13 protein-coding genes and 1 tRNA gene are annotated in these 12,608 nt (G+C 65.1%); 8 read left to right on the top strand and 6 right to left on the bottom strand.

Annotation, left to right across the window (positions count from 1 at the left end; all coding sequences use genetic code 11):
- Window positions 1–4 precede the first annotated feature (4 nt).
- From IP79_RS08530 to IP79_RS08510, 5 genes are all read right to left on the bottom strand, one after another.
- Window positions 5–1,741 (bottom strand): hypothetical protein, encoded by a 1,737-nt coding sequence (locus tag IP79_RS08530; RefSeq protein ID WP_054119030.1) that lies wholly within the window; start codon window positions 1,739–1,741, stop codon window positions 5–7.
- Window positions 1,742–1,836: 95 nt separating this feature from the next.
- Entirely contained in the window at window positions 1,837–2,277 is a 441-nt protein-coding gene (locus IP79_RS08525) for a DUF2141 domain-containing protein (protein ID WP_324608182.1), read from the bottom strand.
- Window positions 2,274–3,050, bottom strand: coding sequence for a sterol desaturase family protein (locus IP79_RS08520; protein ID WP_054118784.1), 777 nt, complete (start codon window positions 3,048–3,050; stop codon window positions 2,274–2,276). The genes IP79_RS08525 and IP79_RS08520 overlap by 4 nt, the downstream gene beginning before the upstream one ends.
- 72 nt (window positions 3,051–3,122) lie before the next feature.
- Window positions 3,123–3,626: an MmcB family DNA repair protein gene (locus IP79_RS08515; RefSeq protein WP_054119028.1), complete on the bottom strand. Its 504-nt coding sequence runs from the start codon at window positions 3,624–3,626 to the stop codon at window positions 3,123–3,125.
- 31 nt (window positions 3,627–3,657) lie between these two features.
- Window positions 3,658–4,044, bottom strand: coding sequence for a hypothetical protein (locus tag IP79_RS08510; RefSeq protein ID WP_054118783.1), 387 nt, complete (start codon window positions 4,042–4,044; stop codon window positions 3,658–3,660).
- Between the two features lie 169 nt (window positions 4,045–4,213).
- Here IP79_RS08510 and IP79_RS08505 point away from each other — a divergent pair.
- From IP79_RS08505 to IP79_RS08495, 3 genes are all read left to right on the top strand, one after another.
- Window positions 4,214–4,290 (top strand) — tRNA-Arg (locus tag IP79_RS08505).
- Window positions 4,291–4,452: 162 nt separating this feature from the next.
- The gene (locus tag IP79_RS08500; protein ID WP_054118782.1) at window positions 4,453–5,502 is read left to right on the top strand and encodes a diacylglycerol/lipid kinase family protein; all 1,050 of its coding nucleotides are present in this window, start codon (window positions 4,453–4,455) and stop codon (window positions 5,500–5,502) included.
- Window positions 5,499–6,413: a hypothetical protein gene (locus tag IP79_RS08495; protein ID WP_054118781.1), complete on the top strand. Its 915-nt coding sequence runs from the start codon at window positions 5,499–5,501 to the stop codon at window positions 6,411–6,413. The genes IP79_RS08500 and IP79_RS08495 overlap by 4 nt, the downstream gene beginning before the upstream one ends.
- A 6-nt stretch (window positions 6,414–6,419) precedes the next feature.
- On the opposite strand, the gene IP79_RS08490 is transcribed toward IP79_RS08495, so the two are convergent.
- Entirely contained in the window at window positions 6,420–6,977 is a 558-nt protein-coding gene (locus tag IP79_RS08490; protein ID WP_082337144.1) for a DUF2141 domain-containing protein, read from the bottom strand.
- 233 nt (window positions 6,978–7,210) lie between these two features.
- Here IP79_RS08490 and rpe point away from each other — a divergent pair, with 233 nt between their 5' ends.
- From rpe to msrA, 5 genes are all read left to right on the top strand, one after another.
- Window positions 7,211–7,873, top strand: a complete 663-nt coding sequence (gene rpe / locus IP79_RS08485; RefSeq protein ID WP_054118780.1) for a ribulose-phosphate 3-epimerase — start codon at window positions 7,211–7,213, stop codon at window positions 7,871–7,873.
- On the top strand, window positions 7,873–9,753 hold the full coding sequence (locus IP79_RS08480; RefSeq protein WP_054118779.1) for a heparinase II/III family protein: 1,881 nt from the start codon (window positions 7,873–7,875) through the stop codon (window positions 9,751–9,753). Before rpe ends, IP79_RS08480 begins: the two co-directional genes overlap by 1 nt.
- A 9-nt stretch (window positions 9,754–9,762) precedes the next feature.
- Window positions 9,763–11,361: a bifunctional phosphoribosylaminoimidazolecarboxamide formyltransferase/IMP cyclohydrolase gene (purH, locus tag IP79_RS08475; RefSeq protein ID WP_054118778.1), complete on the top strand. Its 1,599-nt coding sequence runs from the start codon at window positions 9,763–9,765 to the stop codon at window positions 11,359–11,361.
- A gap of 345 nt (window positions 11,362–11,706) precedes the next feature.
- Complete coding sequence (locus IP79_RS08470) at window positions 11,707–11,895, top strand: hypothetical protein (protein ID WP_054118777.1); 189 nt, start codon at window positions 11,707–11,709, stop codon at window positions 11,893–11,895.
- Complete coding sequence (gene msrA, locus IP79_RS08465; protein WP_054118776.1) at window positions 11,895–12,578, top strand: peptide-methionine (S)-S-oxide reductase MsrA; 684 nt, start codon at window positions 11,895–11,897, stop codon at window positions 12,576–12,578. The genes IP79_RS08470 and msrA overlap by 1 nt, the downstream gene beginning before the upstream one ends.
- The last annotated feature ends 30 nt before the right edge of the window (window positions 12,579–12,608 follow it).

Here is a 12,608-nt window from a genome sequence, read left to right as displayed (position 1 = left end):
CGACTTACCCGAACAGCTTGCGGGCCGCGCGTTCGATCAGGGCGATATCCTCGGGCAGTTCGGCGATGATTTCCGCACAGCCGATCTCGTCCCGGCGGATCAACGCCAGCGCGAATTCCGGGCCGGCCCCGTCCAGTTCCTCAAGGGTGATGGCTTCGAGCGCGCGCAGTTGCTCGGCCAGCGCCTCGCGCACGGCGGCGGCATCGACGGCAGGCTTGCCCTGCTCCTCGCGGCGCAGGCTGCGTTCGGCTTTGACCACGGCCTTCACCCCGCCCTCGGTCGCGGCGAGGTAATCCGACAGGCTCCCGCGTTCCAGCCGCAGACGGTGGGCGTGGGTCAGCACAGCGGCATATTCGGTCAGGCGCGTCTTGTCGTAATCATGCCCGAACACCAGCTTGACCACCGGGGTCATCGGTGCGCGTTCCTGCACTGTCAGGCCGCTTTCCGCGATCAGTTCGGCGTAATCCTCGGGCGAGGCCTTCGCCGCGAGCGAGAAATCATAGGCGCGGCTGACCGCAGCATACAGCGCATTGCGGCTGCGATCTTCGGTGTTATCGGCGTTGCGCGCCAATTCCCGCGCCGAAGCAAGGCAATCGTAAAGCCCTGCATCTTCAGGCAGTTCGTCAGCCACGAAGTCTTCGACCACGTCATCGACGGGGGCCTGGCGGATTTCGGGGGCTGCGGGGACATAGGCCTCCGGGGTATCGGCCTCGGGCGCAAAAACCGCTGCGGCGTCTTCGTGATCGAAGCTCGCTTCTTCGGTCTCGGGCATGAGCGTGAATGCCGCCGGGTCGATCGCCTTCTTCACAGGCGCTTCGATATAATCGGCCAGCGAGGCAAAGCTGTATCCGGCGCTCTCGCCTTCGCCCTCGTCCTCGTCATACTCCTCGTCGTCATCGTCGAGGCTGTATTGGCCGAAATCGGGCAGCGGCAGATCGTTATTGCCGGCATGGTCCGGGGCGGCTGCGTCAAACGGGGCAACATTGCCGAAGTCATCGGGGCCGAAATCACCGGCATCATCATCTGCGGGCAGCGCTGGATCGGCGTCAGCCTCGTGCGCCGGCGAATCCGCCCAGTCAGTGACCGGATCGGCAGCGCGCAACCGCGGCTCTTCGGAGGCTTCGGCATCGGCACCCAGATCGAGCGCCTGATCGATTTCGAGCAGCAATTCGTCCGCCGTCAGCTGGTCGGCCATTTCTTTCCAGTTGATCACGCCATAGATGAAATCGATGGTCTCGTCGTCGCTGGAATAGGGCAGCAGGATGCCGCGATAGAGGATCGCCTGGCCGCGATGGTTGACGAATTCGGCCTCGAACCCGATCGGGGCCTGATTGGCGAGAATCTGCATGTAATGATCGGTTATGCGGCTCAGCAACGAGCGCGGCGGCACATCCGAAAGGCGCGTGATGCTGGTGTTTTCGCTGCATTCGTCCGCCAGCTTGTCGCCGAGGAAGCGCACCACCGGATCATCGATCCCGTACGAGAAATCGAGCAGCACCGAATGCGGGCCGAAATCGGGCAGCTGAACAGGGTCGAGGTCTTCGATGTTGGGGAACATGCGTTCGCCCAGCTGTCCGGCCCAATGATTATAGGCGCGCACCTGCATCCGGCGTTCGTCCTGTCCGATCGATTCGGGCGGGAGATCGCGGCGGCTTGCCGGCTCGGCACTTTCCTCTTCGGATGCGTCCCAGCTCCGATCCGCAATATCATCGGGATCGAAGTTGCCGCGCAGAGTGTCCATGGCTTTTATCCGCCCCTGTTTGACCGTTACACCGCCTTTGTGGCGCGGCGTGGTAAACATCACGTTAAACGCGAGGCGGATTTGCGGGGGACGCTCTAGAGGAAATACCGCATCTTGATCGACACGCGGTTGCTGCCTTCGCCCACCTTCATCACCGCGTCCTTGAACTTGGGCGGGGCCATCTTGACGGGGGCATCGCGCGAAAAGCCGTAACCTTCCTTGGGCATCATTCCCATCGCCCGGTCGGCCTTGCCGTTGTTGTTCTCGTCATGCAGCAGCGCGATCGCATATTCGCCCGGCTTCACCCCGGTGAAGCGGATTTCGACAGTGCCGCTGGCCGGCACGACGGTGCGATGCGCGGTGGCATCCTTGATGCATTTGGGAAAAATGTCCTCGCGCATCGTCATGCAGGCGCGCACCACGCCTTTGGATGACCGGATATCGCTGACGGTAATCACCACATCGCCCGCGTAGGCAGGGGCTGCAGCCGCAAGCCCCGCCGCACTGCCAGCCAGCACAAGCGCGGCCAGTTTCACAATGCGGCCGGTTCGCGCGCGTGCCCGGCCTCGGCCACGATCCGGCGCGAGAAGCCTTTGTCCGTGCCGCACAGCCTGTCCCATACGCGGAAATACAGCCCGAAGTTGCATTGATATTCCTCGTGATGCCGTTCGTGGTGGCTGGCCGTTATCAGCCACTTTCCCAACGGGGAGTGAACAAGCCGGCGCGGAAACATCTCCCACCCCATGTGATTGGTTACGCCCATGATCGTGGCGATGGTCAGCACCATGCCCAGCGTCGCGATGTGGATCGGCACCATAAACACCAGCACCGGCACCACCACCGCGCCGGTCACAGCCTCTACGGGGTGAAAGCTCATTGCGGTCCACGCTGTGGGCGGGCGGCTCTGATGGTGGACGGCATGGGCCAGCTTGAACCAGCGCGGCCGGTGCATCCAGCGGTGGCTCCAGTAAAAGCAGGTGTCCTGCACGAACAGGTAGATCAGCAGCGAGAGGGGGTGATACCACAGCGGCAGCGCGGCCCAATCGGCGGTGATCTGGCTCCACCCGTGATGGCGCCAGCCCCACAGCACGATGCCCGCAGGGACGCCGTAGATCGCAGCGGAAAGCAGCGACCAGCGCACCTCGCGCGTGATCTGCGCACGCTTGCCATCATACAGGCCTGGCCGCAGGCGTGCGGTGATCATGGCGAACAATCCGCTCGTCAGCAGATACCGCAATGCGACGATTGCCGTGACGGCCAGACTGGCGATCAGCAGCGCAAGCGGGACTGGGGTATCAGCGGGAAGCATTGCCGCAGGTTATGCCGCAATTCGCAGGGCGGCGACAGCGCAAACTCTGCAAGTGCGAATCAGGCCAGGGGATCAGGCCAGCGTATCGATCGCCGCGCACAGCGGATCGATCAACGCTGTGTGCCGCCGCATGGCGATGCGCGCCAGCCGTTCGACCTCCACCTTGCGCCGCGCCGCCGCCAGCGGCGCGAGCGCGGCCGGGCGCAGGATTTCGGCATCATATCCATCCGCCACGATCACCCCGCAGGTTTCCGGCCGGTAAGCCTCGCCCTCCAGCGGAGCACGATCCAGTCCCGGCGGCACACCCCAGAAAAACCGGTCGCAGAAATCGAGGTAATCGGGCCACTTGCTATCGCCCAGCAGATCTGCCCGGGCGACCTTGATTTCGACAATCACCACCTGCCCGCGGGCGTCGATCCCCATCAGATCGGCGCGGCGGCCATTGCGGATCGGCACTTCGGGCAGGCACCAGATATCGTTGCGCGCAAACAACCGCCCGATCCCGCGCGCCACATCGGCAGCGCAAAGGCTGGCCTGCACAAGCGAATCAGTTGGTAACGGAGCAACACCGGACATGGCATCCGGTTGGAACATAATGCGAACGCAGTCAAGCCGCCGCGGTGGCTCCCAACACGCCCAGCAAGGCCGTGCGCGCGGCATGGAATTCACGCCACAGGGTCAGCGCGGGCGCAGCCGTATCCTGCCCCCGGCGCGACAATGTGCCGAGCGCTTTCAGCCCGGTGTCGAGCATTGTGGCAACATCATCGATCCCTTGCGCGACAAGCGCTTGCTGCCACGGCTTGGCTTCGTCCAGCGCGGCTGCAATCGCGTTTTCATCGGCCTGCGGCTCGAGAGCGATCCGGGCCAGCAGCGCCAGTTGCGCCGCCTGGCCATGCAACGCCGTCCACGCCGCCACCAGCGGATCGCGCGCGGCGCTGCCCCGCCGTTCGCCGGAACCGGGAGAGAGAATCGTTTCGGGCGGAAGCGTGGCCATGGGATAGGAGCCTAGGCATGGCACCTTGCCGATTGGTTAAGCCCACCCGTGCCGGTGCTGCGGCCAGCCGAGTCCGGGCGACGCGCCCCAACAATTGACTGGCGCCGCGCCCAGCCCCTTGCTAAGCGCCCGCCCGCACGTAATGATGCACCGCATCGCATGGCACCATGCACCCGTAGCTCAGCTGGATAGAGCGCTGCCCTCCGAAGGCAGAGGTCACAGGTTCGAATCCTGTCGGGTGCGCCAGCGTTGCCCTCCCGGTTCCCCGTTCTGGCGTCTTCCTGCCCGCTTCCGTCGCTTCGCCCCTTGTTATCCGGGCGGCAGCGCCGACTTTGCACTGCAGCATTGTTACGGTTCCGCGTAAAGATGACGGTAGTAAGTTAATTCCCCGACCACTATAGGACAGTCATGGCGACGTCGATCTACGAGTTTGCGCAGATTCCGCGGGCTTATCCCGCCGCGCCGCCGCGCGTCCGCACGCGCCGCGTGCGCGATGCCGGGCAATCGCCGACGGTCGGGGTGATTTACAACCCGCGCAGCCATCGCAATCTGGGTGCCGATTTCGACTGCGGCGTGTGTCCCCATGTCCACATCGCCCAACCGCGTGAGCGCGGGCAATTGCCCATCGCGCTGGCCGAATTCGCCGAGAAGGGGATCGATCTCCTTGTCATCAACGGCGGCGATGGGACCGTGCGCGACGTGTTGACCTGCGGACAGACGATCTTCGGCGATGATTGGCCCGCGGTGGCAGTGCTGCCCAAGGGCAAAACCAATGCGCTGACAGTCGACCTCGGCATTCCTGACGACTGGACCTTGCAGGACGCGATTGACGCGCTTGATCATGGCGGGCGCACCTCGCGTCGGCCCATGGCGGTTTCATCGGCCGATGATGGTGAAAACGGCGCGGGCGTTTCGCGCGTGGCAGGCTTCATTCTTGGCGCGGGCGCTTTCACCAAAGCGACCCAGGCCGGGCAGAGCGCGCACAAGCTGGGCGCGTTCAACAGCATGGTGGTGGCGATAACCGCCTTGTGGGCGCTGCTGCAATCGGTGTTCGCCAGCCGTGCCAACCCGTGGCGCAAGGGTGCACGGATGCAGATCGGCCTTGGCGCGGCTGACGCACCGATGGCGCATAGCGGACACGGCAATCCGGACATGCGGCAATTGCTGTTTGCTTCCACGCTGGAACGGCTGCCAGCCGGAATCCGCCCCTTCGGCGCTTTGAAGAAGGGGTTGAAACTGGTGGCGGTCGACCAGATTTCGCGCCGCACCACGGCGTTGATCCCGTTGATTCTGATGGGCAAGGTTCGCGGGCCCTTGCGGGAGCGCGGGATTCACCAGCTTGCCGCAAGCCAGTTCAGCCTGTCGATCGATGGGCAGTTCATCCTTGATGGCGAGGCTTTTCCGGCTGGCGATTACCGGATCGAACAGGGGCCGGAGCTCGCCTTCGTCACGCCATGACGACGGGTTCCAGTGCGCTGGCGGCGCGGATCGCCGCGCGCCTCGATGCCCCGATTGATCCTGCCGTAGCCGCTTTTGCCGAGGCGCTGGCCCATGCGGCGGGTGCAAGGGCTGTGCTGTTCTACGGATCGAACCTGCGCACCGGATCATTGGACGGGGTGCTCGATTTCTACGTCCTGCTGCCCGGCACACAGGAAAGCGCGATCTGGCCGACAATCAGCTATCACGAACGGCCGCACGAGGCTGAAATGCTACGCGCCAAGGTGGCGACCATGCGGCTGGCAACCTTCGCCCGCGCGGCGAGCGGCGTTTCCACCGACACCACCATCTGGGCGCGCTTCGTGCAACCAAGCGCGCTGATCTGGGCCGAAGATGATGCCGCCCGCGCCGAAGTGATCGCTGCCATTGCCGCTGCCGCCACTACCGCCGCAAGGCTGGCCGCCGCCATCGGGCCGGACAGCGGCACGGCCGAGGATTACTGGCGCGCCCTGTTCCGTGCGACCTACAAGGCCGAATTCCGGGTCGAGAAAAGCGGACGCGAGAATGATATTCTCAGCGTCAATGCCGAACATTTTGCCGGGCTGCTGCCGCTGGCGTGGGAAGCGGCAGGCATAGAGGCCGTGCAGGATGGCATGATCCTGTCACCGCAGCTTACCCCTGCAGAGCGGCGCAGGGTGCTGGGCTGGTGGGCACGGCGGCGGCGACTGGGCAAACCGCTCAATCTGGTGCGGTTGATCAAGGGCAGCACCACCTTCGAAGGCGCGGCGCGCTATGCTGCGTGGAAGATCGAGCGTCACACCGGAATGCCGGTCAAGCTGACGCCGTTTCGCGAACGCTACCCGCTGCTGGCCGCGCCGCAGGTGCTGTGGGATCTGCGCGAACACCGCCGCCGCCAGCGCAACGCCGCCTAGTGTGGCTCACATATACTGTATCGTGATCGCCATCTGGGTGACGCCCTGACCGGCAGTGAAGCGCACCTTGTCGACCGATGGCGGGCGCGGCACGAGGCCGAGGATCTTCTTGATCTTCGGATTGTTCGACATCCCCGCCCCATCGGACAGATCGGATTTGCGGTTGCCGTTAACGTCATGATGGATCGCGATGGCATAATCGCCCGCCGCTGGCAGCGGCACGCAAGCGGTCATGCCGCCGGGTTGCGGCTTGGCATCGACCCGCACGATATAGCGCTTGCTCTTCAGCCAGTCGTTGCCGTTGGCGGGGTAGGCGCGCACGAACAGGTTGCCTTCGGATGATTTCAGCCCGCTGACAGCAACCCGCACCGCCGGGCCCTTTCCGCCGGAACACTGGCTCATGTCATTGGAGGTGGTGCGCCCATAGGTGAAGCCTTGTGCCGCCAGCGGCCCGGCCAGACCGATTCCGCCCAGCACCAGCCCCGCAACAGCTACCGGCAAAGCGGCCTTGCGGCGGGTGTTCAGCCAATCGGGCAGCGGCAAGGGAGAGGAAAACCGGTTCATGAGCATCTCGCAATATGAGGGGGAAGGAGCAGTGCGCGCTAGGCGGCGCGGCATCGGGGCCGCTCGGTTCGAAAGGCCTTTTGAACGGCGGCGCATGAATTGCGGCTTAATTGATACACGTTCCGGCGCGGATCGCCGAATCGCCACCGTGGAAAAGGCGAGAAACATGCTTGTCGCCCGATTCGCGGCTCCCGTATGGCAGGGCAAGCGTCAGAAAGGGCCTGCGCCGCGCCATGCCTGCACCTTTGATTTCCCCGTCGATCCTGTCTGCCGACTTTGCGCGGCTGGGCGAAGAAGTGCGCGCCGTTGACACAGCGGGCGCGGACTGGATCCATATTGATGTGATGGACGGCCATTTCGTGCCCAACATCACCATCGGGCCGGACGTGGTCAAGGCATTGCGTCCGCATACGAACAAGCCGTTTGACGTCCATCTGATGATCGCCCCGGTTGACCCCTATCTGGCCGCTTTTGCCGAAGCGGGCGCCGATATCATCACTGTCCACCCCGAGGCCGGGCCGCACATCCACCGCACGCTGCAGGCGATCAAGGCGCTGGGCAAAAAGGCAGGCGTGGTAATAAACCCCGGCACGCCGGTTGAAGTGCTCGATAACCTCATGGATCTGGCAGATCTGATCCTGGTGATGAGCGTCAATCCCGGCTTCGGCGGGCAGAGCTTCATCCCTTCGCAGCTCGAAAAGGTGGCGCGCATCCGGTCGATGATCACCCGTTCCGGGCGCACTATCCATTTGGAGGTCGATGGCGGGGTCAATGCGGAAACCGCGCGCATGTGCGTGGAGGCCGGAGCCGATGTGCTGGTTGCCGGGTCTGCCACCTTCAAGGGCGGGCCGGATTGCTACGCCGCCAATATCGCCGCCCTCAAAGGGGCGCGATGATGGCGACGCTGCTGCGCACACCTGCGGGCCGCCGGGCCGATGCGCTGGTGGAGCGGGTGGCGGATAGCCCGGCGCTGCTTCTTGCCGATCGCCCCGAACCCGCCGTCACGCAGCGTGCCGATCCTTCCGCTGAACCGCTGGCCGAAGAACCTTCGCGCGCCCTGGCGCTGAGCGATGCTATCGCGATCCGCAGCGGCCCCGGCGAAGCGCTGATCCGGCTTGCCTACCGCCTCGGGGTGCCGGGCCATGCGCTTGCCATGCCGTTCCGCCGCCCGCCGCCTTTGCGGGTGCTGGCGACGGTGGATAGCCCCAATCGCGGTGATCGTGCGGCGGGCACGGCCCTGCGCGCCGGACATTTCCTTGTCCACGGCGCACGCCTGCCGATTGCCAGCATCGATTTCGCCCCTGCCGCGCGCCATGCGCCGGGGGTGGAGCGGGTGCTGCACAGCTTCAGCTGGCTCGCCGATCTTGCCGCCAGCGCCCCGCGCGCCGATGGGTCTGCCGTGGCCGAACGGATCACCGGACAATGGCTCCACGGCAACCGCGAGCCCGGCAAGGGGCAGGCGTGGGACGTTGAATTTGCGGGATTGCGGCTGGTGGCATGGCTCGTCCATGCCCCGCTGGTGCTGGCGGGCAATGACAAGGGCCTGAAATCGCGCGTGCTGGCCGCAATAGCCGACACGGCGGCATGGCTCGATCGCAAGGCACCGCGCGAGAGTGCCGGTTTCGGGCAGGTGGCAGGCTGGGCCGGGATTGTGGCGGCAGGCCTGCTGCTCCCCAATGGCAGGCCGCGCCGCCTGTTCGGCGAGGCGGGGCTGGTGAAGGCGCTGGGCGATATGGTGGGCGAGGATGGCGGCGTGTTGTCGCGCTGTCCTGCCGCGCAGCTGGATGCGATCCGTCTGCTGACCGATCTGATCGCCTGTTACGATGCGGCCGGGATAACACCCCCCGCCGCGCTGGCGGTGATGCGCGAACTGCTTGTCCCCCCGCTGCTGGCGCTGCGGCATGGCGACGGGATGCTGGGCAGCTGGCAGGGGCAGGGCGCGATCTGTGCCGACCGTGTGAATGCCGTGATCGAAGCCTCCGGCGTGCGCACCCGTCCGCTCGTCACCACCGCCAGCTGGGGATATCAGCGCGTCAAGACTGGCGAGACCCTGCTACAGTTCGACACCGCCCCGCCGCCGCGTGCGCGCCATGCGCGGGTGGGCTGCGCATCGACGCTGGCGTTTGAATTGTCGGACGGGCCGCAGCGGATTATCGTCAATTGCGGCGGCGCAGCGCTGGCTGGCGGACAGGTGCCCGCACGCATCGGTCAGGGGCTGCGCGCAACGGCGGCCTTTTCCACACTGGTGCTGGACAACGCCAATTCCACCGCGGTGCTGCTTAACGGCCAGCTCGGCAAGGGGGTCGAGACGGTCGAGGTGGAGCGCCGGATAGTCGCTGGCAAGGGACGTGAAGCCACCCGGATCGAGGCCGCACATGATGGCTATGCCAGCCGCTACGGTCTCACCCACCAGCGCATTCTGACGCTGGCGGGCGATGGCACCGAACTGGCGGGGGAAGACATCCTTGTGCCCTCCACCAAGACCGGCAAGCGCGGCAAGATCGGCTTTGCGCTGCGGTTCCATCTCGGGCGCGGGGTCGAGGTGCAGCTGTCGCCCGACAAGCGCGGGGCGAGCCTGCTGCTGCCCGACGGTCGGCTCTGGCAATTCCGGCTCGGCGGCGATAGGGCGGGTGCCGACGCAATCACCCTGTCTGCCGAGGACAGCCTGTGGGTTGACGGCGAAGGCCGCCCGCACGCCACCGAACAGCTGGTGATCGAAGGACTGGCATTGCGCAGCGGGGGGCAATTCTCCTGGCGCTTACGAAAAACAGGGTAGGCTTTTGCAATGAGCAACGGTGTGATCAAACGGGCGCTGCTGTCAGTGTCCGACAAGGCGGGTTTGGCTGAATTGGGTGCGGCGCTGGCCGCAAGGGGTGTCGAACTGGTCAGCACCGGCGGCACCGCCAAGGCGCTGCGCGATGCGGGGCTGACGGTGAAGGATGTATCAGACCTCACCGGCTTTCCCGAGATGATGGACGGGCGGGTGAAGACCCTGCACCCCACCGTCCACGGCGGGCTGCTGGCGCTGCGCGACAATCCCGAACACGTCGCCGCGATGGAGGCCCACGGCATCGGCGCGATCGATCTGGTGGTGGTCAACCTCTATCCGTTCGAGGCGACCGTGGCCAAGGGGGCGAGCCGCGGGGAAATCATCGAGAATATCGATATCGGCGGCCCTTCGATGGTGCGATCAGCCGCCAAGAACCACGGGTTTGTAACCATCCTGACCGACCCGGCAGACTATCCCGCACTGCTGGCGGAACTCGGCGCCAATGACGGTGCGACCACGCAAGGGTTCCGCACCCGCATGGCGGGCAAGGCCTATGCCCGCACCGCTGCCTATGATTCCGCGATTGCCAGCTGGTTCGCCTTTGGTGATCCCGAAGGCGAGACGACACCTTTCCCCGATACGCTGCCCATCGCATTGAAGCGCGCCGATACGCTGCGTTACGGCGAAAACCCGCACCAGTCGGCGGCGATCTATGTCCCGCAAGTGGCGGGTACCAGGGGCGTGCCGCAGGCGGCGCAGTTGCAGGGCAAGGAACTGAGCTACAACAACCTCAACGATGCCGATGCCGCGCTGGAACTGGCGGCGGAGTTTGCCGGACAGTCGCCCGCAGTCGTGATCGTCAAGCACGCCAACCCCTGCGGCGTGGCGCAGTCGGGCAGCTTGCTGGAGGCGTGGGAAGCGGCGCTGGCGTGCGATTCGGTTTCGGCCTTCGGCGGGATTGTGGCCGTGAACACCGAGCTGGATGCCGCCACTGCCGAGGCGATCAGCGCGATCTTCACCGAAGTGGTGATCGCCCCTTCGGTCAGCGCCGAGGCACGCGAAATCTTTGCCAGGAAGAAGAACCTGCGCCTGCTGGAATGCGGTACACTGCCCGATCCGCGCCGTCCGGGCCTGACGATGAAGACCATCGCGGGCGGAATGCTGATCCAGTCGCGGGATGCAGGATCGGTCAGCCTCGATGATCTCAAGGTCGTGACCAAACGCGCGCCGACATCGCAGGAATTGCAGGATTGCCTGTTCGCCTGGACTGTCGCCCGCCATGTCAAGTCCAACGCCATCGTCTATGCCAAAGACGGCGCGACTGCCGGGATTGGCGCGGGCCAGATGAACCGCCGCGATTCGGCGCGGATTGCAGCCATCAAGGCTGCGGAGGCCGCCGAAACCCACGGCTGGGCCGCGCCGCGCACCGTGGGCAGCGCGGTGGCTTCGGACGCTTTCTTCCCCTTTGCCGACGGTCTGATTTCCGCCGCCGAAGCAGGCGCGACCGCTGTGATCCAGCCGGGCGGATCGATCCGCGATGACGAGGTGATCGCCGCTGCCGATGCTGCAGGCCTTGCGATGGTGTTCACCGGGATGCGGCATTTCCGGCATTGATTTGTTGTCCTACCGCTTCGCTACGTGAGGACGATTTTGTTTTGCGAAGGCGCCTCCGCGCCTTCGTCCTCGCTGCGTTTCCTTCGCTTCGCTCCGGAGCAGCTGCGGGCGGCCGGTCGGCCTTGCGGCCCTGTGGGCCGGGTGGGTTGGAACGGCGCCCCCACCCATCCTGTCGCGCGGCCTGCACGGCCCGCCACGGCTGCGCGGCCCTTGCAACTATTTGTCAGGGGCGACGTAACTAAACAGGGTGTGCAACGCTAATCACACCTGACCGCAATGTTCATCCGGCTGCAATTCGGCATCGGGCAGGGATACGCGGGACACCAACAATCACGAGCCATTACCATGCGACTGTTTTCGACTGACCTCATCCGCAATTTCGGCATCGGCTTTGTTGTCGGCACCGTGCTGGTGGTCGGCGCGAATGCACAAAGCTGGAGCGGTGATCTGGCGTCACCGGCGCTTGCGGCACAGATGCCCAAGGCGCCCGCAGTTTCGGCAGACTTCGTGATTGCGCCCGAAGGAACGAAGTGATGCGCACCCTTGCCCTGCTGCTTGCGGCAGGTTCGCTGGCGCTGGGCGCCTGCGCCGGCCCGGCTACCGCGGCTGAAGAGCCGGTCAACGCCCCCGCCGCCACCCGCACCGCCAAGGAGGCCAAAGGTCTCAAGACCGCGATTTTTGCCGGGGGCTGTTTCTGGGGCGTGGAAGGCGTGTTCAGCCATGTCAAAGGCGTGACCGCCGCCGTTTCGGGCTATCATGGAGGCAATGCTGCCAGCGCCAAGTATGACATCATCACCAGCGGCATGACCGATCATGCCGAAAGCGTGAAGATCACCTATGATCCCGCCGTGGTGCGGTATGACCAACTGCTGCGCATCTACTTTTCGGTAGTCGCAGATCCCACGCTCAAGAACCGTCAGGGCCCCGATGTCGGCGCGCATTATCGCAGCGCGATCGTGCCGATGAACGCGGAACAGGCAGCCGTGGCCAAGGCCTACATTGCACAATTGGGCAAGGCCGGGCTGTGGAAGCGCCCGATTGTCACCGCGATCGAGCCCTACAAGACATTCTACCCTGCCGAGGCCTATCATCAGGATTACATGATCAAGAACCCGCGTTCGGGTTATATCGTGCGCTGGGATGCGCCCAAGGTGGCGGCTTTGAAGACGATGTTCCCGCAGCAATACCGCGCCAGCTTCCTGCGCGACGGGGGCTGAACGCCGGGCCGAACACCGGCGCGCGGCTTA

The sequence above is a fragment of the Porphyrobacter sp. AAP60 genome (assembly GCF_001296025.1).
GTDB lineage: Bacteria > Pseudomonadota > Alphaproteobacteria > Sphingomonadales > Sphingomonadaceae > Erythrobacter.
Note: the sequence above shows the minus strand (reverse complement) of the source record. Positions and strands in the feature narration are given on the sequence as shown.